Raw genomic sequence first — 24,804 nt, forward strand, 5'->3', positions numbered from 1 at the left:
GTAAATTTAATTTAGATTTTAGGCAATACTACGATTACTTTAGTTCCTTTTCCAAGTTGACTTTCTAATTTAATAATTCCAGAATTTCTCTCTACAAATGTTTTGACGATATAAAGACCTAATCCTGTGCCTACAATTCCATTTGTATTACTTGCTCTAAAGAAAGTATTAAAAAGTTTTGGTTGATCTTTTTCAGGAATTCCAATACCAAAATCTATAATTTCAATTTGAATTTCAGATTCAGTATTAATTAATTTCATTATTACATTTCCACAATCTTGAGAATATTTGAAAGCATTATTTAAAAGGTTAAAAATAGCATATTCTATTAAGTTTTTATCAGCAAAAACTTGAAATTTTTTTCCTTCAAAATAAAATTCCACATTACGATTGTCTTTATTATTGCTGAAACTAGTTTCGATGATGTTTATACAAAGCTCCTTCAAATCAAAAAGTATAGGTTTGTAATTGGTTTTTTTGGAATCATCTTTAGATATGATTAAAACCGCATTCATTAATTCAATAATTCGATCTATTTCGCCTATAATTCTATTTATTTGTTTCCTTAGTTGATTACTATTGCTACAATTTTGATCTTCAATATACATTTCAATCAATTCAGCGCTTGTTCGAATAGTGGTCATTGGTGTTCTAAACTCATGAGAAATAGTAGAAACTAAATTGGTGCGCAATTCATTTAATTCTCGTTCTTGTTTGAGTGTTTTTTCGATTACAGATTCTGCCTCTTTTCTTATTGAAATATCCCTTGTACTAGTTTGAATTTTTACAGGTATTTCATTTTCAAAAACTATTTTGGCTATAGTTTCAAGCCAAACATATTCGCCAGTTGAATTTAAATAACGGTACTGAATTGGGGTAATTAGATTTCCAGAAATAAAATCATGCATATCATTTGTCATTCCTTCAACATCATCAGGATGGGCAAAGTCCGTAGGTGTTTTCCCTATAAAATCCTCAGGATTCAAACCTAGTAATGCTTTTACTGAAGGTGACACATACTCAAATGTCATTTTTAAGTCATGTAAACACACTAAATCTATAGTATTATCAGCTAATAAGCGGTATAGATTTTTAGCTTCATTAAGTTGAATATTCCTATTTCTATTATTCTCTTCTTGCAAAAGACTGTTTTCTTTTTCAACTTTTTTCCTCTCAGTGATATCTATGACTTGTGCAATAAAATAAATAATTTCTCCATTTTTATTTCTAACAGTCGAAGCGGATAAATTTGTCCAAATAATTTTTTTATTTTTATCTAAGTATCTTTTTTCTATTTGAAAAAAAGGTATTTCATTAGCAACTAATCTTTCTTTGTTCAATAAATCATTCTCTATATCATCTGGATGAGTTAATTCCATGAATGTTAATGATTTTAATTCATCTTTAGAATAGCCTAATATATTGCATAATTGCGCATTGGCATCAATCCAAAAACCTTCATTATCTACCAAACCTATACCAATTGAAGAATATTCAAAAGCTCCTTTAAATTTCTCTTCACTACTTAACAGTTCATCTTTTAATTTTTTTTCAAGAGTAATATCACTTAAAGCCCCAATCATACGAATAGCTTTGCCTTTTTTATTTCGTATAATGTGTGCTTTTTCCTTTACATAGGAATAAGATCCATCTGCATTTCTATAGCGATATTCGTCATTCCATTTTTTTGTTGAATCTTCAAGTAAAATTAAATCTAATTTTTTGTTTACTTTTTCTAAATCTTCTGGATGAATATAACTCTCGCATTGTTGAGCTGATAAAATATTATTTTTATTGCTAAACTGATGTCCAAAAAGTTCTGTAAAATTATCCCCCATAAATATCGTATCAGTAATAAAATCCCAGTCCCAAATCACATCAGAAGTAGCTTTAGTAGCATATGTAAAACGCTCATTACTTACTTTTAATTCTTCTTCGGTCTTTTTTTGAGAAGTGATATCGTTGAAAGAACATATTACATAAAGCAGCTGTTGCTGTTCTCCAAAAACAGGTATTGCATCAACCAATAACCAAATCAAATCTTTATGAATTGGTCGATGGACACCCATTACTATGTTATTTATAGGCTTTAAATACTTTATTGCCTGTGGTACTGGGTGGTTTTCAGGTTTAAAATCAGAGCCGTCTTCATTAATAACCGACCAATATTTGTCAAATGAAGTCTTACCTAAAAGTTGATCTTGTGTTAGTCCTAGCATCTCGCATGCAGCAATGTTATTTTCTATTATTTCTGAATTAGGGCCTTGAACTAAAATTCCGACAGCTACATTTTCAATAATACTTTTGGTGAGTTGCCTACTTTTTAAAATTTCATTTTGTGCCTTTTTACTTTCAGTGATGTCCACGCTAAAACCAATCATAATTTTTAGAGTCCCATCCTCATTAAAAACAGGAGTGAATTTTCTATTATGATATGTTACTTCTCCATTAAGTTTCTTTAATTCTTCTTCCCAAGCAATTGTACTTTTATTTTGAAGTGCATTATTGAATTTATTAAACCTATCAGTAGCAAAAGTATTATTTCGATTGGTATGGATAGCATATTCAAAATCATCTTTTCCAATAATAAATTTCCTAAGTTCATTGTTTTGAATAGCTATTGGATTTAAATAAATATACTTATGTTTAGAATCGAATACAGCTACATCTGTTGGCAATCGATCCAGAATGGTTTCATAAAAATCTTTTTGCGTTTTGAGTTTATGTTCTGTTTCGATATATTCAGTAACATCCCTACAATTTCCAATATAAAACTGTTGATTGTTTTTTTCAATCAAATTAACCTTTGTAGAGTGCCAAACATAGTATCCTTTTTTGTGTAAAACTCTATAAATAATCTCTTCGTTGTTTTTTACATTTAATTTAATGTTACTTAAAAAATCATAACATTTTTCAATATCTTCGGGATGAACGAATTCTGAATTGCTTTTACCGATTACCTCATTGACTTCGTGACCTACAGATTGAGTCCAGTTATCAGAAACATAAGTAATTAAACCTTCTAAATTTAATTCATAAATAATTTCATTTGAATTGTCAACAAAAGATTCAAATTGCAATTTTTTTTCAGTTAACTGCATTTTCAATTCTAAATTTTTTAACCACAAATCAAATATTGATTCTAATTGAAGAACAGACTGTTTAATAATTTTTAATTCTTTTGGGCTAAGCTCCTTTTTCTCTTTATTTAGAATACATAGATTAATTGAAACTAGCTTATTTGTTGAGTGTATTAAAAAACGTTCAAAAAACAAAAACTCATTCTTGTAGCCTTCTAATTGAGAGTTGTAATATGAATTTTCTTCACTTGAAACTATAATTTCTTGTTTGTTAATTAATTCCTTATAGAATTCGATATCAATATAGTTATTAAAATTTTCTGCTGTATTTTTTAGTTTATTCAACTCCTCATTTTCTAATTTTATGGAAATGAACACCTCCGATAGTTCGCAAATATTAGCTAGAAAGCATAAAGTAGAATCAAATAAAAATTTAAAAGTATTTTGATTTGAATCGAACAGCTTTACTAAAGCTGAATTAGAGATTTCTTCCGAAGTTTTCATTTTTACTTATAGTTTAGTGAAATATATCCTGAATTTGTATGGCAAATAAAACGAATGATTTTTCATTTAATAAATTTATATAATTAATGTTTATACTCTATTCGCTTATACAATTATTTGAACTATTTTTTAAAATTAGGTTAAATAAATTATTAATCAATTTTTTCAATTTATCAGTCATAGACATCCTTGTATAAAAAATATAATATAATTTAGTTTCTTTTTACGGAAATTAGCATCAGAACAAAATAAGTTAAATTAAGAGTTATGGCAGTACAAGATATAAAAAAATGTTTCAATAAAAATGTACACAAAGTCAATTTCGATGATTCATTATTGAGCATAGATTTAGATAATGTTTCTAATGTTAGAATAATTAAAAAGAGAAACTTTTTTTTAAATTATTTTATAATAATCTCAACATTAACGATTTATTTTTTGATAAATTATTTATTCCTTCTTCAAGATTTAATTCAAAATATTTTGAGATTAGTAACTTCATCAATAATCTGTTCGAGTTTTTTTGTTAGTAAATATTCGTACGAAATTTTGATAAATTTTGTAGGATTGAACTTTAGAAAAATAAAACTTACGAAAAGTGAATTTGATAAATTATCTTATTTATCTTAATTTTTTTAAAAAGTTAAATTTCTAAATAATCACTTTTAATTTGACAGTTTCTTGATTAAATAAAATTAATCTAAAATTCTATTGTGAAGAATTCTTTAAAAATTTAATTTTTGATCTACAATTGTGTTCGACAATTACTGAGTTAAACCAATCTAAAAAAAGTATGAAAGTTGAATAATAATTGAATAAAAAAAAATCAATATCAACATATCAAAAGTCTGATAGAACTGAGCCCAATTTATGGTCAATGGATTATTACTAAATAATCATTTTTATTAATTATTTTGAGTAATTTCTTGAAGCTATTAGACAATTTCTAACGATTATTTCTTTTAGATTAATTCTCATCTATTAGCTATTGCCGATTTCTCTTCAAGTTGATTGTAAATTCCATCCCATAGTACAATTCTTTTTTTTAAGGATTGGATTACAGCATCTTCTACTTCTGTCCATATTTGTTCATTATCTTCACAAAGATTAGAAGTCATTTCAAGAGCAAGATGGCTGTGATTCGCACCATCAACCTCAATATGTCTTTCTATATAGTATTTAAAAATTGAAATTTCATTTGGAAAATTTTTATATACTTCATTTATAACAGATAAAAACATTTCTGGAATTAAATCTTCACGCCCAAAGGTGAATACTGCTGCCTGTAAATATGGCTTATTACTATTAATAATTTTAAATGTAAAATCAACAAATTCAGCCGCTGCCTCTTTTGTCTGAGATTCAACAAAAGCTGTATTAAAATCTAATTTTTTTTCTAATTCTTTAATAAATATATTAATACCTGATGTGTCGGCTCCACACTGTGTCATGGCATCTAAGTACAACTCAAAATGACTGATTCGTTTACCATACATATCCACATCGGATTCTTCACCAACAACAATTTCGTTTATTAAATATCTCGTTTCTGCAGAGCATTTAGGATACCAAGGCACTGATGTGCAGGTCAAGTTATTCTGTAAAGTTTTAAGTAAAGACATAAAATCCCAAACAGCATATATGTGATATTCCATGAATACTTTTAAGTCATGAATATCTTTAATCGATGAGTAAACTTTATGATTAATTATTTCTTTCCTTAAAGGCTCTATTACACTTCGCAAATGTTCTATTCTATTATTCATGTTTTTTTATCGTTTTAGATTTGTCTTGTAAATGAAAAAAATGTAATTAAGTCAGACGTTATTTTTACTTTTTAAAATTCTTGTTAAAATTAAAAGTTATCAACTCAGCCAAACCAAATAAACACAGCAGTTAAAACCATTAGGTTTAACGTCAAATTTTCTAAATTTTCAATCGAAATTATACTATGCATTAAATTATTTCAAGTGTTTTAGCCTTGTTTACTAAATCTATCAAATTGGTAACATTCATTTTTTGCAATAATTTTAATTTATAAGTACTTATTGTTTTTTCATTCAGACCCAAAATTTTAGAAATCTCTTTGTTTCTCTTACCATCACTCAAATAACGTAAAACTTCCACCTCACGATTAGACAGTTTACGATACAAGCGCTCGTTTTTGTTTTGCTTAGCTATTAGAGCAAGATTTTTCTTAACCGTTTCGTCAATAATTATCTTTCCTTCATTGACTTTCACAATTGCTTGACCCAAAGTTTCTAATTTCTCTTTCTGAGAAACATATCCTGAAACTCCTGCTTTTATTGCATTTGGCGCATATATTTGTTCTGATAAATTGCTAAAAATAACAACCCTAGTTTTAGGAAAATTCTTTAAAATATTTTTAACGTCAAAAATACTTGCTAGACCCTCTAATTCTAGATCTAAGATCAACACATCAATCTCCTTTGTAAGAAGAATATCTCTTACCATCAAAAAATTTCCAACATTGGCTACAATTGAAATATCATCTTGATCTTTAAAATATGATTTTACTCCAAAATGTACTACCGGATGGTTATTTGCGATACAAACTTTTACCATTTTTCAGATGTTTAATTATTTATAAAGTATAAACCTATTTAAAATTCCCGTAATGTCTATGATAGTTATGATAGAGTTAAAAAATATGACGTTTGCCATAAAATTTTCATTTAAGTATTAGTATTAAAAAAAACTGAAAACTAAATTAAATTTATGCTTTCAACAAAATAGATTGCTCGTTCACCTTGTTTCCAGAAAAATAAAAAACTCTCATAATCAGAATTAAATTCTGATTAGAGAGTCAATTTATTGAAAATGTATCTATTTTTAAATATAAAAAGCCATCTTAAAATCTACACAATCTCAAGTGTTTTAGCCTTGTTTACTAAATCTATCAAATTGGTAACATTCAATTTTTGCAATAATCTTAATTTATAAGTACTTATTGTTTTTTCATTCAGACCCAAAATTTTAGAAATCTCGTTGTTTTTCTTACCATCGCTCAAATAGCGTAAAACTTCCACCTCACGATTAGACAGTTTACGATACAAGCGTTCGTTTTTGTTTTGCTTAGCTATTAGAGCAAGATTTTTCTTAACCGTTTCGTCAATAATTATCTTTCCTTGATTGACCTTCACAATTGCTTGACCCAAGGTTTCTAATTTCTCTTTCTGAGAAACATATCCTGAAACCCCTGCTTTTATGGCATTTGGTGCATATACTTGTTCTGATAAATTGCTAAAAATAATAATCCTAGTCTTAGGAAAATTCTTTAAAATGTTTTTGACCTCAAAAATACTTGCTAGACCTTCTAATTCTAGATCTATGATCAACACATCAATCTCCTTTGTAAGAAGAATATCTCTTACCATCAAAAAATTTCCAACATTGGCTACAATTGAAATATCATCGTGATCTTTAAAATATGATTTTACTCCAAAATGCACTACCGGATGGTTATTTGCTATACAAACTTTTATCATTTTTTCAGATATTTAAATTATTTATAAAGTATAAACTTATTTAAAATTCCCGTAATGTCTATGATAGTTATGATAGAGTTAAAAAAAATGACGTATGCCATAAAATTTTCATTTAAGTATTATGTTTATAAAAAACTAGAAAACTAAATTTAATTAATACTTTCAACAAAATAGATTCCTCGTTCACCTTGTTTCCAGAAAATAAAAAACTCTCTAATCAGAATTAAATTCTGATTAGAGAGTCAATTTATTGAATAGTATCTTTATTAAATATAAAAAGCTATCTTAAAATCTACACAATCTCCAGTGTTTTGGCCTTGTTTACCAAATCTACTAAATTGGTAACATTCAATTTTTGCAATAATCTTAATTTATAAGTACTTATTGTTTTTTCATTAAGTCCCAAAATTTTAGAAATCTCATTGTTTTTCTTACCATCGCTCAAATAGCGTAAAACCTCTACCTCGCGATTAGACAGTTTACGATACAAGCGCTCACTTTTATTTTGCTTAGCAATTAGAGCAAGATTTTTCTTAACCGTTTCATCGATAATTATCTTTCCTTGATTGACCTTCACAATTGCTTGACCCAAAGTTTCTAATTTCTCTTTCTGAGAAACATATCCTGAAACTCCTGCTTTAATAGCATTTGGCGCATATATTTGTTCTGATAAATCGCTAAAAATGATAATCTTAGTTTTAGGAAAATTCTTTAAAATATTTTTGACCTCAAAAATACTTGCTAGACCCTCTAATTCTAGATCTAAGATCAACACATCAATCTCCTTTGTAAGAAGAATGTCTCTTACCATTAAAAAATTCCCAACGTTGGCTACAATCGAAATATCATCGTGATCTTTAAAGTACGATTTTACCCCAAAATGCACTACGGGATGATTATTTGCTAAACAAACTTTTATCATAATATTAAATTTTAGAATTGCAGTACTTACTAATGAGTAAAGTTAATAAAAAATTCTTTACTTTTTTACTAATCAATAGAAAAATACTACTTAAAATCTTTTGGAATGCAACAAACTGGTATTTCAGTCATTTTATGTTGATTTATTGTATTCAATTTCTTATAAATATCAAATACTTCTTTTTCTCGTCCAGAAAAATCATCAGAAACATTTCCTTTATCGTCTTCGAGCATGGCCCACTCTAGTTCGTCATAACTAGCTCCAAGCTGATCTTCATCTGTTCGATCATCTCCAAACAATCCATCGGTTGGTGAAGCTTGCAAAATTGAATTTGGAATTTTTAAATAACTTCCCAAAGCATAAACATCCGATTTCATTAAATCGGCAATTGGACTCAAATCGACTCCGCCATCTCCATATTTGGTATAAAAACCAACTCCAAAATCTTCTACTTTATTTCCTGTTCCAGCCACCAAAAGTCCGTGAATTCCAGCAAAATAATACAAAGTTGTCATTCGGATTCGGGCACGTGTGTTAGCCAAAGACAAATTTACTATATCCAAATTATCAACTTGAGGAACAATAGTTTTAAAAGTATCAAAAACAGCAGTCAAATCAGCCTCAACATTAGTCACATTTGAGAATCTTTTTTTCAATTGCTCAATATGTTCACGACCACGACTCACTTGACTTGGCGCTTGATGAATAGGCATTTCTACACACAAAGTAGCCAAACCAGTCTGTGCACAAAGTGTAGATGTCACTGCCGAATCAACTCCGCCAGAAATTCCAATAACAAAACCATTTACTTTTGCATTTTCAGCATAGGTTTTTAACCAATTCACAATATATGCGTTTGCATTTTCAACCTGAAGCGTACTTATTTTAGACATAATAGTTTGGGTTTTTAAAATGTAGGTATTGTATATTTGCAAAAATAATAATTTTCGGGAGCTATTATCGTTATCCTTTTTATTCTTTTCTTTTTTGTGAAAAGAAACCCATTTACATCGATATAGTTGCCAAAAAAAATAAAAATGAAAAAATTAATTATACTAATTGCACTAACATTCGCTTTCGTTTCTTGCGACAAGAAAACAAAAATCGAAAAAAAGGTCGCAGAAATCCCTTTAGAAATTAAGGTAGAACGTTTTGACAAATTGTTTTTCGAGACAAAGCCCGAAAATTTGGGACAATTAAAAAAACAATACCCTTTCTTTTTTCCGCCAGGGAATGACGATACTGTTTGGCTAGAAAAAATGCAAAATCCTTTGTGGAGAGAATTATACACCGAGGTTCAAAAAAAATATTCTGATTTTGGCCCAGTTACAAAAGAGCTAAATTCGCTTTTCAAACATATTAAATATTATTTCCCTGAGAACAAAACGCCAAAAGTAATCACTGTAATCTCTGAAATGGATTATAATAACAAGGTGATTTACACTGATAGTTTAGTCATCATTTCACTAGAATTATATTTGGGAAAAGACCATAAATTTTACCAATTTCCCAATTATTTGAAACAAAATTTCGAACCAAAACAAATTCTTCCTGATGTTGTTTCGAGTTTTTCGATACAAAAAATCGCACCAATTACCAACAAAAATTTGTTGAGTCAAATGGTTTATTTCGGGAAACAATTGTATCTAAAAGACATACTTTTGCCAGAATATAGCGATGCCGACAAAATAGGATACACGCTCGAACAAAACAAATGGTGTGTAGAAAACGAAGGGTATATGTGGCGGTATTTTCTAGAAAACCAAATGCTGTATAGCGATGATCAAAAACTAAATAATCGCTTCATAAATCCTGCTCCATTTTCTAAATTTTATTTAGAAATTGACAACGAATCTCCAGGAAGAGTTTCCACTTGGATAGGCTGGCAAATGGTGCGTTCTTTTATGAAAAACAATGATGTTCCGTTAGAAAAAATGTTGCAAATGAATGCCAAAGAATTATTTGAAAAATCTAAATACAAACCCAAAAAAGATGGCGAATAAAAACACCTCCGAAATTAAAATAAATGTCGAATTAGACGAAAATCGTGTTCCTGAAAAATTATCATGGGCTGCCGTTGAAGGTGGTGTAGAATTAGAAAGTGCAAAAGCCTTTATGCTTTCGGTTTGGAACAGCGATGAAAGAGCTACAAAATGTATCGAATTGTGGACCAAAGATATGTCGGTCGATGAAATGAAAATATTCTTTCATCAAACCTTGCTTTCTATGACCGAAACGTTTCAGCGAGCAACTGGCGATGAAAAAATGTCGGCTACAATGCAGGATTTTTGCGATTATTTTGCAGAGAAATTGGAGTTGAAGGCGAAATAAAAAAATAAAAAATCCCAAATTTCAATTTATTGTAATTGGAATTTGGGATTCATATCTTTTGGAATTTATCTTTTAAAACTCACTATTATTCTTGAAAACCTCTTGATTTACTTCATCAATAAAAGTCAAAACCTCATCTTTTCCGGTCATTTCTGTTGCTGAAGTAACAAAATATTGAGGCATTTCGGCCCAATTGTTGGCAAACATTTTCTTTTTGTAAGCAGCAATATGCGAATCTATTTTTACCTTACTAATCTTGTCGGCTTTGGTAAAAATAATGCAAAACGGAATTTCGCTTTCGCCCATATATTCCATAAATTCAATATCAATATTTTGGGCTTCGTGACGAATATCAATTAAGACAAAAGCACAAACTAATTGTTCTCTTTTTTCGAAATAATCGGTGATGAATTGCTGAAAAACAGATTTTGTTTTCTTCGAAACCTTAGCATAACCATAACCTGGCAAATCGACCAAAAACCAATTGTTATTGATTTTGAAATGATTTATCAATTGAGTTTTTCCAGGTCTTCCCGATGTTTTGGCCAAATTTTTATGATTGGTCAGCATATTAATCAATGATGATTTCCCAACATTGGATCGACCTATAAAAGCATACTCTGGCAAAAAATCCTTCGGACATTTGTCAACTTCAGAGTTGCTTACAATAAATTCAGCTGTGTTAATTTTCATTATTTGGAGGTACTATTTTTTAATGCGCTTTCAAATGGGTGTGTGTCAACCAATCTTCCAATAAACGATTAAACTCATCAGGATGCTCCATCATAGCAGCATGACCACATTTGTCTATCCAATACAAAGTAGCGTTTGGCAATAATTCGTTAAATTCTTCGGCAACATTTGGCGGCGTTACACTGTCGTTTTTCCCCCAAATCAAACAGGTTTGAACATGCATTTTTGGCAAATCTTTTGCCATGTTATGTCGAATGGCACTTTTGGCAATTGTCAATGTTTTAATCAATTTTATTCTATCATTTACTGATGCATAAACCTCGTCCACCAATTCTTTGGTAGCCATTGCAGGATCATAAAAAACCGCTTCGGCTTTCTTTTTGATGTATTCATAATCCCCTCTTTTTGGATAACTATCGCCCATAGCACTTTCATAAAGACCTGAACTTCCAGTCAATACAAGTCCAGCTACTTTTTCAGGATACATCTTGGTGTGATATAATGCGATATGACCTCCTAGCGAATTTCCCAACAAAATCACTCTATCAAATCCTTTGAAAGTGATAAAATCCTTTACATATCTTGCAAAAGCTTTGACATTGGTTTTCAAAATACTTTGGGTATAAATAGGCAAATCTGGAATGACAATTTTGTATCCTTTTTCAGAAAAATAGCTTGCAACAGCGTCAAAGTTGCTCAAACCTCCCATTAAACCGTGCAAGACCACAATTGGGGTTCCTTCTCCAGCTTCATAATAGCTATATCGACCTTCTTTCTTAAAGTATTTTTCCATACGATTTATCGCAAATTTTGAATTGCTACAAAGATAGTCTTTAAAAAATTAAAAAAAATTCTTGAAATCAAATTTTATCATTTTTTTCTTCCCACTCATCACCCAGTTCTTCTAAAATAACTCAGAACAGAATTGAAAATTAAATACTATTTTAAAGTTTTTACTTATAAAATTTACACATAAATCTATCATTCATAATCAGAGACAAAACCACAGCTAACATCTTGATTGACTAAAAACTAAGGATTCTCGGCTTGAAGTGGTAAAACTTATTAACAATGTGGTAGATAGTGGTAAATTGTGGTAATTATTTTTATATTTTTGCTCATCATCATTATAAACAAATCAATTGAACACAATTGTAGGAACATACGAATGTAAAGTCGATGCCAAAGGAAGGATTTTAATGCCCGCACCTTTGAAAAAGCAATTGGCTACTTCACTTCAAAACGGTTTTGTTTTGAAGCGTTCTGTTTTTCAACCTTGTTTAGAATTGTATCCTATGGAAGAATGGGATTTGATGATGCAAAAAATCAACAAACTCAACCGTTTCGTAAAGAAAAACAACGACTTCATCCGCCGTTTTACCGCTGGTGTAAAAATGGTCGAAATCGATGCTTTAGGAAGATTATTGGTACCGAAAGACTTGGTGGTTTTCGCCAATATTTCAAAAGACGTTGTGTTTTCGTCCGCAGTAAATATCGTTGAGATTTGGGACAAAGAGTTATATGAGAAATCAATAAGCGGCGAAGATGTAGATTTTGCAGATTTAGCCGAAGAAGTAATGGGAAACACAAATGACGACCATGGAATATCATAATCCTGTTTTACTTCATCCAACGGTTGATGGTTTGAATATCAAACCAGACGGCATCTATGTTGACGTAACATTTGGTGGTGGCGGGCATTCGAAAGAAATCATGAAAAGATTGGGACCAAACGGAAAATTATTTGCTTTTGACCAAGACGAAGATGCCTTGGCCAATGCTTTGGCAAACGAAAGATTTACGCTTATTAATGAGAATTTCAGGTTTATAAAAAGGTTTTTGCGCTTTTATGGTGTAAAAAGTGTGGACGGAATTTTGGCCGACCTAGGTGTTTCATCTCATCAATTTGATGTTGCAGAAAGAGGTTTTTCTACTCGTTTTGATGCCGAACTGGACATGAGAATGAGTCAAAAAAACGACCTGAATGCCTATAGAATTGTCAACGAATATGACGACATTAATTTGAAAAGAGTGTTTTTGGATTATGGAGAATTAAAAAATGCTCCTGCTTTGGCAAGAACAATTGTAGAAGCTAGAGAACATCACCCAATTAAAACCACAGACGAACTAAAAGACGTTTTAGCAAAATATTTACCCGAAAGAGTTCGAAATAAAATACTGGCACAAATCTATCAAGCCATTCGAATTGAAGTCAATCAAGAAATGGATGTTTTAAAAGAATTTCTCGAACAATCCTTAGAAATATTAAACCCTGGCGGAAGACTAAGCGTGATTTCTTACCACTCATTAGAAGACCGATTGGTAAAAAGATTTATGAAAAACGGAATGTTTGAAGGAGAACCTGAGCGTGATTTTTTTGGAAATTTTTCGGTTCCATTCAAAACTATTGGAAAATTGATTGTTCCAGATGATGCCGAAATCAAAACCAATAATAGAGCAAGAAGTGCCAAATTAAGAATTGCCGAAAAAATATAAAAGTCAATTTAAGATTCAAGAAAAAATTAAATAACAAAAACAAATTCCCTTTCAGGGTTCAAATTTTCAATGAAAAACGGGGTTTACAGCATATTGAAGGCAAAGTTTCTTATAGAAGATGACTCCATGAAAAACTGGCGTTTCATCATCTTTTTGATTGTTCTTGCCATTATTATGATTGCCAACACGCAACGATTTGAACAAAAAATATTCAAGATTGCTGAACTAAACAACAAGGTAAAAGAACTTCGTTCGGAATTTGTAGATCGCCGTTCAGAATTAATGAAACTAAAAATGGAATCGACAGTTTCAGCTAAAGTAGCCGAAAAACAAATTTTTCCATCGACAGTTCCGCCTACCAAAATAAAGGTTAAAAAAGTAATAGAAGATAAAAATTTCTTTCAAAAAATATGGCAGTAGAAGATAAAAAAATATCCTACAGAATTTATATAATAGCAACCATCATTTTTATGTTGGCACTAGCTATTGCCATAAAATTAACTAATATCCAATGGGTCGAAGGAGATTATTACAGAAAATTAGCCAAAGACAGAACGGTTAAAAATTTTGTGCTTCCAGCCAATAAAGGAAATATATATTCAGCAGACGGAAGCCTTTTGGCAACTTCAATTCCAAATTACGAAATACGATTTGATGCTGTTGCTCCAAAGGCAGAAGCTTTTGATAAAAATGTAAAATCATTGGCAGATTCATTATCTCTCCTATTGAGTAAACCTAGCTATTTCTATTTAAACGAATTACGAAAAGCCAGAGCCAACAAAAACAGATATTATTTAATAGCTCGCGACTTGAGTTATACCGAATTTATGAAAATTAAAGGTTTTCCTCTATTTAAATTGGGACCTTTCAAAGGTGGAATTATTGTAGAACAAGAAACCGTAAGAGAACATCCTATTGGTGAAATAGCAGAAAGAACTATTGGTTACGAAAGAAAAAATCCCAACGGAATGCCCGATGGAAAAGGAATTGAATGGGCATACCGAAAATACTTAAACGGAAAAGACGGAAAGGTTTTAAAACAAAAAATTGCAAAAGGGCAATGGAAACCTATAAGTGATGCGAACCAAATAGACCCACAAGATGGCTATGATGTAATATCAACAATAGACGTTTATATTCAAGACATTGCCCATCATGCCTTGCTAAAGCAATTAGAATTGTACCAAGCAGACCATGGTTGTGTAGTTGTTATGGAAACTAAAACTGGGAAAATTAAAGCTATTTCAAATCTAGGAAGACATGATGATAGATCCTATTTTGAAACCACGAATTATGCCTACACCGAATCACACGAACCTGGTTCTACATTCAAACTTGTGGATCTAATGATTCTTTTAGAAGATAAAAAAATTGACACAAGTACCGTTTTCAATACTTACGGTGGTATTATCAAATATTCTGGAAAATCGGTAAGAGATTCTCATGAGGGTGGATATGGCAAAATTTCATTAGCTCGCGGATTTGAAGTGTCATCGAATACCGTAATGGTTCAAGCGGTTTATAATAATTACAAAAACAATCCATCACAATTTGTAAATCACATTAACTCCTTTGGATTGAATAAAAAATTAGGATTAGAATTCAAAGGCGAAGGCAAACCATTTATACCACAACCTAGTGACAAAAACTGGTCTAACCTTTCACTTCCTTGGATGGCTTTTGGCTATGGAGTTTCTGTAACCCCTTTGCAAACACTCACTTTCTATAATGCTGTTGCCAATAACGGCGAAATGGTTAAGCCTCAAATTGTTTCCGAAATTAAACAATGGGATACATCCATCAAAAAATATGACAAAGTGGTGATGAATCCTAAAATTTGTTCTAAAGAAACCATCTTGAAATTAAAAGCCGTTTTACAAAATGTTGTAAAAAAAGGAACTGGAAAAGGACTTTATTCCAAAGACTTTTCGATGGCAGGAAAAACAGGAACAGCACAAGTAAATTATGCCAAAAATGGAGGTTCTGAAAAATATTATGCTTCATCATTTGTAGGCTATTTTCCAGCAGAAAGCCCAAAATATTCTTGTATAGTGGTGGTTCATAAACCAAGCACAATAAACAACAATTATTATGGTGCCGATGTTGCTGGACCCGTTTTTAAAAGAATTGCACAAAAAATATTTACAGATGCTCCTTCTACAAACGAAATAAAAAATATTGACAGGAAAATTCAAAAACAAGAGAAAGAATATGATGCTTTTTATACAAAATCTCAAAAACAACAACCTTCAAAAATTCCAAATGTAAAAGGAATGTCAGGAATGGATGCTGTTGCTTTATTTGGAAATTTAGGAATGAAAGTAAAAATAATTGGCATTGGTAAAGTAAAAAAACAATCTATTCAAGCCGGAGAGCCCTTAGAAAAAAACACAACTATAACACTAGAATTATCGTGATTGTTTTAAAAGAAATAATATATAAAGTCGCTATCGAAGCTGTAAAAGGTTCGACAGATATCGCTATCAATAAATTGGATTTTGATTCCAGAAAAATGGAAGCGAATGATGTATTTGTAGCCATTAGAGGTAGCATTTCAGACGGTCACGACTATATAGAAAAAGCAATCAATTTGGGGGCTATTGCTGTAGTTTGTGATACTTTTCCAGAAAACCTCATAAGTGGCATAACCTATATTCAAGTAAAAGACACTAATAAAGCATTGGCTTTCATGGCAGCTAATTATTTTGGCAATCCGTCTTCAAACTTGAAATTAGTAGGCATTACTGGAACTAATGGCAAAACAACTATTGCTTCATTATTGTATCAACTATTTAAAAAAGCAGGTTTCAAAGTAGGATTGCTTTCAACCGTAAAAATTTTGGTTGATACTATTGAATATAAAGCAACTCACACCACTCCCGATTCTATCACAATCAATCATTATTTGAAAGAAATGACAGAGGCTGGTGTTGAATATTGTTTTATGGAAGTGAGTTCGCACGGAATTCATCAAAAACGCACCGAGGCCTTGCATTTTGCAGGTGGAATATTCACCAATTTATCACACGATCATTTGGATTACCACCCCACTTTTGCTGAATATCGTGATGTGAAAAAATCTTTTTTCGACAATTTACCAAAAACAGCTTTCGCTTTATCCAATATCGACGACAAAAATGGAGCAGTAATGTTGCAAAACACCGCTGCAAAAAAACTAACATACGCTCTAAAATCATATGCTGACTATAAAGCTCAAATCTTAGAAAACCAATTGTCGGGTTTGTTATTAAAAATAAACGGAAACGAAGTTTGGGTGAAATTAATTGGAACATTCAATGCCTACAATCTTTTGGCAATCTACGGAACAGCCATTGAATTAGGATTGGAAAATTTAGAAGTACTTCGATTATTATCCGATTTAGAAAGTGTTTCGGGACGTTTTCAATTTATAGTTTCTAATTCGAATATTACCGCTATTGTAGATTATGCTCATACACCTGATGCCTTGGAAAATGTGCTAAAAACGATTAATGACATTCGTACTAAAAACGAACAATTAATAACAGTTGTAGGCTGTGGAGGCAACAGAGACAAGGCCAAACGCCCAATAATGGCCAACATCGCTACTGAGCTTAGTGATAAAACCATCCTAACTTCAGACAATCCCAGAAATGAAATTCCGGAGGAAATTATCAACGAAATGGAACAAGGGGTTGCCCCTCAAAATTACAAAAAATCATTATCAATAACCGACAGAAAGCAAGCGATAAAAACAGCTTGTCAATTGGCTCAGCCCAATGATATTATCTTAATTGCAGGAAAAGGGCACGAAACCTATCAAGAAATTAATGGAGTTCGTCATCATTTTGACGATATGGAAACAGTAACGGAACTTTTAGAAAAACTCAACAAATAACTAATTATGCTATACTACTTATTTGAATATTTAGACAAAACTATCGACTTTCCAGGAGCGGGAGTTTTTCAATACATCACCTTTAGATCGGCTTTAGCATTTATGCTTTCCTTGCTTCTATCTACTATTTATGGTAAAAGAGTGGTTGGGTTTTTAAGAAAACAACAAATCGGGGAGTCGGTCCGCGAATTGGGTTTAGCAGGTCAAAACGAAAAAGCAGGAACCCCAACAATGGGTGGATTGATTATTATTTTTGCCACTTTAATACCTGTTTTTCTTTTTGCTAAACTCCAAAACATTTACATAGTGTTGCTAGTTGTAACCACTTTGTGGATGGGAACAATTGGTTTCATAGATGACTATATCAAAATATTCAAAAAAGACAAAGAAGGATTAAAAGGCATTTTCAAAGTTTTTGGACAAGTTGGTTTAGGTTTAATTGTTGGTTCGATACTGTATTTCAACCCTATGGTTACCATAAGAACTGATACTCCAAAAAGTGAAATCTCAAGAACAGTTTCAGAAAATGTTATAAAACAAGCCCCAGTTTACGAAAAATCAACTGCTACAACTATTCCATTTTTCAAGAACAACTCTTTTGACTATGCCGAAATATTAGCCTGGACAGGAGATGGTTATGAAAAATGGGCTTGGTTAATATTTATTCCGATGGTCATTTTTATTATCACAGCGGTATCTAACGGAGCCAATCTAACCGACGGAATAGATGGCCTTGCTGCTGGAACCTCGGCAGTTTCGGTGCTAGCCTTGGGTATTTTCACTTTTGTTTCAGGTAATATGATTTTTTCAAATTACTTAAATATTATGTATATCCCCTATTCTGGTGAAATGACAGTATTTATTTCAGCATTTGTTGGAGCATTAATTGGTTTTCTTTGGTACAATTCCTATCCAGCAACAGTTTTTATGGGTGACACAGGGAGCTTAACCATAGGTGGTGTTATTGCTGTTTTAGCCATTGCAGTTCGAAAAGAATTACTAATTCCGCTATTGTGTGGAATATTTTTAGTCGAAAATTTTTCAGTGGTTTTGCAGGTTGCCTATTTTAAATACACCAAAAAACGCTTTGGCGAAGGACGAAGAGTGTTTTTGATGGCGCCACTGCATCATCATTATCAAAAGAAAGGCTATCACGAAAGTAAAATCGTAACCCGTTTTTGGATTGTAGCCATAATGCTAGCCATTTTATCCATCGTAACCTTAAAGTTAAGATAATGAGATTAGTAGTTTTAGGAGGAGGCGAGAGTGGTGTTGGAACTGCAATTCTTGGTAAGAAAAAAGGATATGACGTTTTTGTATCTGATTTTGGAAAAATAAAAGACAAATACAAAAAAGTTCTTATCGATAACGATATTGCTTGGGAGCAAGAAAAGCACACAGAAGAACTGATTTTGAATGCTAATGTGGTGATGAAAAGCCCTGGTATTCCAGAAAAAAAATCGGCAATTGTAAAAAAATTGATCGAAAAAGGTATCCCAATACTTTCAGAAATTGAGTTTGCAGCACCCTTTACAAAAGCAATCACAATAGGAATAACTGGAAGTAACGGCAAGACAACAACAACAATGCTAACCTATCACTTGCTAAAATCGGCGGGATTGAATGTCGCTTTAGGAGGAAATATCGGAAAGAGTTTTGCTTGGCAAGTTGCCGAAGATAAATTTGATAGTTATGTGCTGGAATTAAGTAGTTTTCAGTTGGACGGAATCATCAATTACAAGCCACATATTGCAATAATTACCAATATCAGTCCAGATCATTTAGACCGATATGATTACAAATATGAAAAATATATTGATTCTAAATTTAGAATCACAATGAACCAAACTGAAGAAGATTATCTCATTTATGACGCAGATGACGAAGCAATCGCAGAATGGTTAAAAAACAATAAAACAAGAGCTCAATTAATTCCTTTTTCGCTAACAAAAACATTCGAAATAGGAGCCTTTATAAAAGAAAAAACAATGGAAGTAAACATCATCAACGAGGAAGAATTCACAATGGAAACCGAAACTATGGCACTTGAAGGAAAGCATAATATGAAAAATGCAATGGCAGCAACTTCTGTAGCAAAATTGATGAAAATTAGAAATGCAACCATTAGAGAAAGTTTATCCAATTTTCAAGGGGTTGAACATCGTTTAGAAAAAGTATTGAAAATTCAAAATGTACAATACATCAACGATTCAAAAGCTACTAATGTAAACGCAACTTTCTTTGCTTTAGACAGTATGAATACCCCAACGGTTTGGATTGTAGGGGGTGTTGACAAAGGAAATGATTACAATGAATTAATGTCATTAGTTCGCGAAAAAGTAAAAGCAATTATCTGTTTGGGTGTTGACAACAGAAAAATTATAGACATTTTTGGAAACGTTGTAGATATGATGATTGAAGTTAACAATATGGAAGATGCCGTGAAAATGGCTCAAAGATTGTCTGAAAAAGGAGATACGGTATTGTTATCCCCAGCCTGCGCCAGCTTCGATTTATTCGAAAACTACGAAGACCGAGGCAATCAATTTAAACAAGCAGTTAAGCATTTGTAAAATAGGTTTTAGGCATTAGGTGTTGGACAATTCTAAAAACCCCAAGACCTAAAACCCAAAACCCAAAACCCAAAACATGAAAGAACTAATAAACAATTTAAAAGGAGACAAAGTAATATGGACATTCGTGGCTTTATTAGCTTTGTTTTCGTTTATGCCTGTTTTTAGTGCGAGTAGTAATTTGGCCTACATCGGACAAGGTACAGGGAACACTATTAGTTATTTACTAAAACATTTAGCCCACATATTTATTGGATTACTAATTATCTTTGGAATTCACAAAGTACCGTTTCATTATTACAGAGGAATCTCTTTATTTCTCCTTCCAGTAGTTTGGATTTTGTTAGCCATTACTATGATAAAAGGAACAGTAATCGCTGGTGCTAACGCCAGTAGATGGATTCAAATACCTTTTATTGGTGTATCATTCCAGACTTCAACTGTAGCAGCAATTGTATTATTTATATTTGTTGCACGCTATTTATCAAAAAAACGAGAAGAAGAAATCGATTTTAAAACATCATTAATCGAACTTTGGCTACCCGTTTTCATAACATTAGCCTTAATTCTACCTGCCAATTTTTCGACTGCGTCCTTGATATTCCTAATGGTTTTGATGCTAACTTTTGTTGGCCAATATCCTTTAAAGTATTTAGCATATATAATCGGTTTTGGAATTGCAGCCTTATTACTTTTCATTTTGCTAGCAAAAGCATTTCCAGAATCCCGATTATTTAGTAGAGTGGAAACATGGAAAAGTAGGGTAGAAAATTTCAGCAAAAACAAACCCGGCGAAGATGATTATCAAATAGAAAAGGCTAAAATAGCAATTGCATCTGGTGGAATTTACGGTCTTGGTCCTGGGAAAAGTGTACAAAAACACTTTTTACCACAATCCTCTTCCGATTTTATTTATGCCATAATCGTCGAAGAATACGGTTTAATAGGTGGTTTTGGCGTCTTGCTTTTGTATTTATTATTGTTTTTTAGATTCGTCATTGCTGCTCACAAAGCCAATACTGTATTCGGAAAACTTTTAGTAGTTGGACTCGGATTTCCAATGATTTTTCAAGCCATGATTAACATGTGTGTTGCAGTAGAATTATTGCCCGTAACAGGTCAAACATTACCCCTAATTAGTAGTGGTGGAAGTTCTATTTGGATGACGTGTATTGCCTTAGGAATCATCATCAATGTAACCAAAAAAGAAGAAGAAATTGCACAAGAAATAAGCGACAAAGCAAAAAGAGATGCTGCCTTGCAAAAATTAATAGACAAACAATTAGAAGACGAAAATAACGAGGAAAACTCCATTAGCACTGATGCAGAAACTGAAAATTATTCTATCGAGGATAATTCAGCAAATCCAATGAATGCCGTTTTGAATAAATAATCATTTTGGGTATTCCCATTAAATTTTAGGAAAAATGAAAAAATTAAAATTCATATTAAGTGGTGGCGGAACCGGTGGACACATCTACCCTGCTGTTGCGATTGCCAATGAACTAAAATCACGATTTCCTACTGCCGAATTTCTTTTTGTAGGTGCCAAAGACAAAATGGAAATGCAAAAAGTTCCTCAAGCTGGTTATGAAATAAAAGGTCTTTGGATTGCAGGTTTACAACGAAAATTGACCTTGCAAAACGCTATGTTTCCATTCAAATTAATAGACAGTTTATGGAAATCTAGAACAATAATCAAAAACTTTAAACCCGATGTAGTAATTGGAACCGGAGGCTTTGCTTCTGGCCCACTTTTGCAAATGGCAAATATGTTGCATATTCCAACACTAATTCAGGAACAAAATTCATACCCCGGAATAACCAATAAATTATTGAGCAAGAAAGCCCATAAAATATGTGTGGCTTACGAAAACTTAGAACATTTTTTTCCAAAAGAGAAAATGATTTTAACAGGAAATCCAGTTCGTCAAGATTTAATTGACATTGAAAGCAAAAAAAATCAAGCCATACAACATTTCAACTTAGATGCCAATAAAAAAACGGTTTTGATTCTCGGTGGANTCGCCGTATCATTAAAAAAATTAACCAATTAATTGAAAAAGAATTAGCTAATTTCAAAACCTTAGATGTTCAAGTAATCTGGCAATGCGGAAAATTATACTTTGAAGATTATAAGAAATACAAATCAAATACCGTTCAAGTTNAAGCCTTGGCGCAAGAAGAATTAACCAATTAATTGAAAAAGAATTAGCTAATTTCAAAACCTTAGATGTTCAAGTAATCTGGCAATGCGGAAAATTATACTTTGAAGATTATAAGAAATACAAATCAAATACCGTTCAAGTTTTAGATTTCATTGATCGAATGGATTTGGTTTATGCCGCTGCCGATATTGTAATTTCTCGAGCTGGAGCCTCATCGGTTTCAGAATTGTGCATCGTTGGAAAACCTGTGATTTTTATTCCATCACCCAATGTTGCCGAGGATCATCAAACCAAAAACGCAAAATCAATTGTTGATCAAAAAGGAGCATTAATGCTAAAGGAATCAGAATTAGAATCGCAATTCAGCATCGTATTTGAAGCCCTTTTGAAAGATAGCGGAAAACAAGAATTGTTGAGCAAAAACATCAAACAATTAGCATTGCCAAACGCAACAAAACAAATTGTTGACGAAATAGTGAAATTGATAAAATAACAATTGCAATGTCAATTTGAATAATAAATAAAAAAGCAATTTCAATTATAAATTTTTAAAATTGAAATTATTATTGAAATAAAATTTTAAATTAAATATGAATCTAAATCAAATACATAACGTCTATTTTATAGGAATTGGAGGAATTGGAATGAGTGCTTTGGCGCGTTATTTCAAAGCCATTGGGAAAAATGTATCTGGTTATGACAAAACAGAAACCGAACTTACAAAAGACCTTTCTCAACTAGGAATTGACATTCATTTTGAAGATAGAATTGATTTAATTCCAACTGATTATTACGCAGAAAACACCCTTGTGATTATCACACCAGCGGTTCCAAAATCACATTCAGAATGGAATTATTTCTTAGAACGAAATTATGAATTGAAAAAAAGAGCCGAAGTTCTTGGTATCATTACAAAAGACACCTTTTGTTTTGCTGTAGCTGGAACTCACGGAAAAACCACTACATCAAGCATTCTTGGACATATATTGTTCGAAAGTGGTGTCGATGTAACGGCTTTTGTTGGTGGAATTGTCGAAAATTATAATTCTAATTTAATTGGAAACGGAAAAACAATAACAGTTGTAGAAGCCGACGAATTTGACCGCTCCTTTTTGCACCTACATCCCGATATTGCTTGTGTAACCTCAATGGATGCAGATCATTTAGATATATATGGCGACAAAACAGCAATCGAAGCTTCGTTTACAGAATTTGCAGATAAAATTGAAGATAAATCCAAACTTTTCATAACAACCGAGTTGCCAATAAAAGGTCTTACTTGTGCAGTAAATGAAGAGGCAAATTTCACCGCTTTCAATATCAGAATTATAAACAGTCAATATGTTTTTGATGTAAAAACACCAACAGAAACATTATACAATATTGAATTTGGTTTGCCAGGAAAACACAATTTAATGAACGCGCTAATGGCATTGGCAATGGCAAAAACCTTTGGCCTCCCAACCGAAGACATTGCTAGTGCTTTGCGTTCTTTTAAAGGAATAAAAAGAAGATTCTCCTATCAAATTAAAAACGAAAGATTAGTTTATATCGATGATTATGCTCATCATCCAACCGAAATAAATGCGGTTCATCAAGCCGTTAGAGAATTGTATCCAAACCAAAAAGTTTTAGCAGTTTTTCAACCTCATTTGTTTAGCAGAACCAAAGATTTTGCCGATGAATTTGCCAAAAGTTTGTCAGCTTTTGATGAAGTGATTTTATTGGATATTTATCCAGCACGAGAACTGCCAATGGAAGGAATTACATCCAGTTGGCTAATCGATAAAGTAGAAAATTTGAACAAGAAATTAACTACAAAAGAAAATTTGATTCCATCAATTTTAGAAAGTAACGCAACCGTTATAGTAACAATTGGTGCAGGAGATATTGGAGAAATGGTAACAACAATTAAAAATTCGTTAAATGAAACTGTTTAATTGGGCAAATATTCGATTAATACTGATGTTTTCATTGGTGATTTTTCTGTATTCGTTTACTTCAAATCGAAATAATAGCAGAAAATTGACAAAATCAACCGTTGTTTTTGTAGGAGATACCGCTCCATATATTACTTCAGAAACGGTTAATAAATTGTTAATAGAAAATAATAAAGACGTAAAAAGTATAGGCAAAGATAAATTAGATTTGAATAAACTGGAAAGAGAGCTAAATGCAAACAAAATGATTGAAAAATCTGATGTGTTTGTGAGCATCGATGGCGAGTTAAAAGCAGTTGTGAAACAAAAAACTCCAATAGCCAGGATTTTTGACGGAGAAAAGTCATTCTATATTGATTATAAAGGAAATACAATGCCTTTATCATCAAATTATACGGCTAGAGTTCCGCTTGTTTCAGGGGAAATAAATAAAAAAAATAGCAAAAAATTAGCCGAATTATTTCGGATTATATATGACGATGAGTTTTTGAAAAAAAACATCATTGGTGTTCAGATTATGCCAAATGGAAGCATTAAAATGATGAACAGGAATTACGACTATCAGATTGATTTTGGTGGGACATTAAGAATGAAAGCAAAATTTAATAATTACAAAGCTTTTTTTCAGAAAGCAGTTTTAGATAGCTCATTAAATAAATACAAAACAATCGACCTAAGATTTGCTCAGCAAGTAGTATGTACTAAATAATA

At 31.7% G+C, this 24,804-nt stretch carries 20 protein-coding genes and 2 pseudogenes; 14 read left to right on the forward strand and 8 right to left on the reverse strand.

The features are described 5' to 3' along the window. Positions 1-11: 11 nt before the first annotated feature. From C3L50_RS02635 to nadE, 6 genes are all read right to left on the reverse strand, one after another. Positions 12-3,584: a PAS domain-containing sensor histidine kinase gene (locus C3L50_RS02635; protein ID WP_103804571.1), complete on the reverse strand. Its 3,573-nt coding sequence runs from the start codon at positions 3,582-3,584 to the stop codon at positions 12-14. Positions 3,585-4,558: 974 nt separating this feature from the next. Beyond that, the gene (locus C3L50_RS02645) at positions 4,559-5,350 is read right to left on the reverse strand and encodes a DUF3050 domain-containing protein (RefSeq protein ID WP_103804573.1); all 792 of its coding nucleotides are present in this window, start codon (positions 5,348-5,350) and stop codon (positions 4,559-4,561) included. A 190-nt stretch (positions 5,351-5,540) separates the two neighbouring features. After that, complete coding sequence (locus C3L50_RS02650) at positions 5,541-6,170, reverse strand: response regulator transcription factor (protein WP_103804574.1); 630 nt, start codon at positions 6,168-6,170, stop codon at positions 5,541-5,543. Between the two features lie 293 nt (positions 6,171-6,463). Further along, positions 6,464-7,093: a response regulator transcription factor gene (locus tag C3L50_RS02655; RefSeq protein ID WP_103804575.1), complete on the reverse strand. Its 630-nt coding sequence runs from the start codon at positions 7,091-7,093 to the stop codon at positions 6,464-6,466. 292 nt (positions 7,094-7,385) lie between these two features. After that, a complete protein-coding gene (locus C3L50_RS02660) occupies positions 7,386-8,015 on the reverse strand; it encodes a response regulator transcription factor (protein ID WP_103804576.1) in 630 nt (209 codons plus the stop codon). An 86-nt stretch (positions 8,016-8,101) separates the two neighbouring features. Continuing rightward, entirely contained in the window at positions 8,102-8,908 is an 807-nt protein-coding gene (gene nadE / locus C3L50_RS02665; RefSeq protein WP_103804577.1) for an NAD(+) synthase, read from the reverse strand. A gap of 144 nt (positions 8,909-9,052) precedes the next feature. Here nadE and gldB point away from each other — a divergent pair, with 144 nt between their 5' ends. Continuing rightward, on the forward strand, positions 9,053-10,018 hold the full coding sequence (gene gldB, locus C3L50_RS02670; protein ID WP_103804680.1) for a gliding motility lipoprotein GldB: 966 nt from the start codon (positions 9,053-9,055) through the stop codon (positions 10,016-10,018). Continuing rightward, on the forward strand, positions 10,008-10,346 hold the full coding sequence (gene gldC / locus C3L50_RS02675) for a gliding motility protein GldC (protein WP_103804578.1): 339 nt from the start codon (positions 10,008-10,010) through the stop codon (positions 10,344-10,346). Before gldB ends, gldC begins: the two co-directional genes overlap by 11 nt. 72 nt (positions 10,347-10,418) lie before the next feature. Here gldC and yihA read toward each other — a convergent pair whose 3' ends face one another. Both yihA and C3L50_RS02685 read right to left on the reverse strand, forming a co-directional pair. Continuing rightward, entirely contained in the window at positions 10,419-11,039 is a 621-nt protein-coding gene (gene yihA, locus C3L50_RS02680; RefSeq protein WP_103804579.1) for a ribosome biogenesis GTP-binding protein YihA/YsxC, read from the reverse strand. A gap of 19 nt (positions 11,040-11,058) precedes the next feature. Further along, the gene (locus C3L50_RS02685) at positions 11,059-11,832 is read right to left on the reverse strand and encodes an alpha/beta fold hydrolase (protein WP_103804580.1); all 774 of its coding nucleotides are present in this window, start codon (positions 11,830-11,832) and stop codon (positions 11,059-11,061) included. A gap of 349 nt (positions 11,833-12,181) precedes the next feature. Between C3L50_RS02685 and mraZ the strand changes: the two genes are divergently transcribed. From mraZ to C3L50_RS02745, 12 genes and pseudogenes are all read left to right on the forward strand, one after another. Further along, the gene (gene mraZ, locus C3L50_RS02690) at positions 12,182-12,652 is read left to right on the forward strand and encodes a division/cell wall cluster transcriptional repressor MraZ (RefSeq protein WP_103804581.1); all 471 of its coding nucleotides are present in this window, start codon (positions 12,182-12,184) and stop codon (positions 12,650-12,652) included. Then, complete coding sequence (gene rsmH, locus C3L50_RS02695) at positions 12,630-13,535, forward strand: 16S rRNA (cytosine(1402)-N(4))-methyltransferase RsmH (RefSeq protein WP_207764294.1); 906 nt, start codon at positions 12,630-12,632, stop codon at positions 13,533-13,535. Before mraZ ends, rsmH begins: the two co-directional genes overlap by 23 nt. A gap of 69 nt (positions 13,536-13,604) precedes the next feature. Continuing rightward, positions 13,605-13,955: an FtsL-like putative cell division protein gene (locus tag C3L50_RS02700; protein ID WP_103804582.1), complete on the forward strand. Its 351-nt coding sequence runs from the start codon at positions 13,605-13,607 to the stop codon at positions 13,953-13,955. Beyond that, the gene (locus C3L50_RS02705; RefSeq protein ID WP_103804583.1) at positions 13,946-15,952 is read left to right on the forward strand and encodes a penicillin-binding protein; all 2,007 of its coding nucleotides are present in this window, start codon (positions 13,946-13,948) and stop codon (positions 15,950-15,952) included. The genes C3L50_RS02700 and C3L50_RS02705 overlap by 10 nt, the downstream gene beginning before the upstream one ends. Next, positions 15,949-17,412, forward strand: coding sequence for a UDP-N-acetylmuramoyl-L-alanyl-D-glutamate--2,6-diaminopimelate ligase (locus C3L50_RS02710; protein ID WP_165783955.1), 1,464 nt, complete (start codon positions 15,949-15,951; stop codon positions 17,410-17,412). Before C3L50_RS02705 ends, C3L50_RS02710 begins: the two co-directional genes overlap by 4 nt. Before the next feature lie 6 nt (positions 17,413-17,418). Continuing rightward, positions 17,419-18,648, forward strand: coding sequence for a phospho-N-acetylmuramoyl-pentapeptide-transferase (gene mraY / locus C3L50_RS02715; protein ID WP_103804584.1), 1,230 nt, complete (start codon positions 17,419-17,421; stop codon positions 18,646-18,648). Beyond that, positions 18,648-19,985 carry a UDP-N-acetylmuramoyl-L-alanine--D-glutamate ligase gene (murD, locus tag C3L50_RS02720; RefSeq protein ID WP_103804585.1) on the forward strand — a complete coding sequence of 446 codons (1,338 nt, stop codon included), beginning with the start codon at positions 18,648-18,650 and terminating at the stop codon, positions 19,983-19,985. The genes mraY and murD overlap by 1 nt, the downstream gene beginning before the upstream one ends. 76 nt (positions 19,986-20,061) lie before the next feature. Next, entirely contained in the window at positions 20,062-21,378 is a 1,317-nt protein-coding gene (locus C3L50_RS02725) for an FtsW/RodA/SpoVE family cell cycle protein (protein ID WP_103804586.1), read from the forward strand. Between the two features lie 34 nt (positions 21,379-21,412). Next, positions 21,413-22,009: pseudogene (locus C3L50_RS02730) on the forward strand (UDP-N-acetylglucosamine--N-acetylmuramyl-(pentapeptide) pyrophosphoryl-undecaprenol N-acetylglucosamine transferase); the annotation flags it as partial. A gap of 145 nt (positions 22,010-22,154) precedes the next feature. After that, a pseudogene (locus C3L50_RS02735) lies at positions 22,155-22,646 on the forward strand (UDP-N-acetylglucosamine--N-acetylmuramyl-(pentapeptide) pyrophosphoryl-undecaprenol N-acetylglucosamine transferase); the annotation flags it as partial. Positions 22,647-22,743: 97 nt separating this feature from the next. Beyond that, positions 22,744-24,093, forward strand: a complete 1,350-nt coding sequence (gene murC / locus C3L50_RS02740) for a UDP-N-acetylmuramate--L-alanine ligase (protein ID WP_103804587.1) — start codon at positions 22,744-22,746, stop codon at positions 24,091-24,093. After that, positions 24,080-24,802, forward strand: coding sequence for a cell division protein FtsQ/DivIB (locus C3L50_RS02745; RefSeq protein ID WP_103804588.1), 723 nt, complete (start codon positions 24,080-24,082; stop codon positions 24,800-24,802). Before murC ends, C3L50_RS02745 begins: the two co-directional genes overlap by 14 nt. Positions 24,803-24,804 lie beyond the last annotated feature (2 nt).

This window comes from Flavobacterium alvei, from assembly GCF_002920895.1.
In the GTDB taxonomy this organism is placed as follows: Bacteria; Bacteroidota; Bacteroidia; order Flavobacteriales; family Flavobacteriaceae; genus Flavobacterium; species Flavobacterium alvei.

What these genes read in the sequence shown, in the direction of transcription:
- mraY (WP_103804584.1), top strand. Translation starts at nt 17,419, where the DNA reads ATGCTATACTACTTATTTGAATATTTAGACAAAACTATCGACTTTCCA.
- gldB (WP_103804680.1), top strand. Translation starts at nt 9,053, where the DNA reads ATGAAAAAATTAATTATACTAATTGCACTAACATTCGCTTTCGTTTCT.
- C3L50_RS02650 (WP_103804574.1), bottom strand. Translation starts at nt 6,170, where the DNA reads ATGGTAAAAGTTTGTATCGCAAATAACCATCCGGTAGTACATTTTGGA.
- murD (WP_103804585.1), top strand. Translation starts at nt 18,648, where the DNA reads ATGAGATTAGTAGTTTTAGGAGGAGGCGAGAGTGGTGTTGGAACTGCA.
- C3L50_RS02635 (WP_103804571.1), bottom strand. Translation starts at nt 3,584, where the DNA reads ATGAAAACTTCGGAAGAAATCTCTAATTCAGCTTTAGTAAAGCTGTTC.
- C3L50_RS02645 (WP_103804573.1), bottom strand. Translation starts at nt 5,350, where the DNA reads ATGAATAATAGAATAGAACATTTGCGAAGTGTAATAGAGCCTTTAAGG.
- C3L50_RS02705 (WP_103804583.1), top strand. Translation starts at nt 13,946, where the DNA reads ATGGCAGTAGAAGATAAAAAAATATCCTACAGAATTTATATAATAGCA.
- C3L50_RS02745 (WP_103804588.1), top strand. Translation starts at nt 24,080, where the DNA reads ATGAAACTGTTTAATTGGGCAAATATTCGATTAATACTGATGTTTTCA.
- gldC (WP_103804578.1), top strand. Translation starts at nt 10,008, where the DNA reads ATGGCGAATAAAAACACCTCCGAAATTAAAATAAATGTCGAATTAGAC.
- rsmH (WP_207764294.1), top strand. Translation starts at nt 12,630, where the DNA reads ATGACGACCATGGAATATCATAATCCTGTTTTACTTCATCCAACGGTT.
- C3L50_RS02725 (WP_103804586.1), top strand. Translation starts at nt 20,062, where the DNA reads ATGAAAGAACTAATAAACAATTTAAAAGGAGACAAAGTAATATGGACA.
- murC (WP_103804587.1), top strand. Translation starts at nt 22,744, where the DNA reads ATGAATCTAAATCAAATACATAACGTCTATTTTATAGGAATTGGAGGA.
- nadE (WP_103804577.1), bottom strand. Translation starts at nt 8,908, where the DNA reads ATGTCTAAAATAAGTACGCTTCAGGTTGAAAATGCAAACGCATATATT.
- C3L50_RS02700 (WP_103804582.1), top strand. Translation starts at nt 13,605, where the DNA reads ATGAAAAACGGGGTTTACAGCATATTGAAGGCAAAGTTTCTTATAGAA.
- C3L50_RS02655 (WP_103804575.1), bottom strand. Translation starts at nt 7,093, where the DNA reads ATGATAAAAGTTTGTATAGCAAATAACCATCCGGTAGTGCATTTTGGA.
- yihA (WP_103804579.1), bottom strand. Translation starts at nt 11,039, where the DNA reads ATGAAAATTAACACAGCTGAATTTATTGTAAGCAACTCTGAAGTTGAC.
- C3L50_RS02660 (WP_103804576.1), bottom strand. Translation starts at nt 8,015, where the DNA reads ATGATAAAAGTTTGTTTAGCAAATAATCATCCCGTAGTGCATTTTGGG.
- C3L50_RS02685 (WP_103804580.1), bottom strand. Translation starts at nt 11,832, where the DNA reads ATGGAAAAATACTTTAAGAAAGAAGGTCGATATAGCTATTATGAAGCT.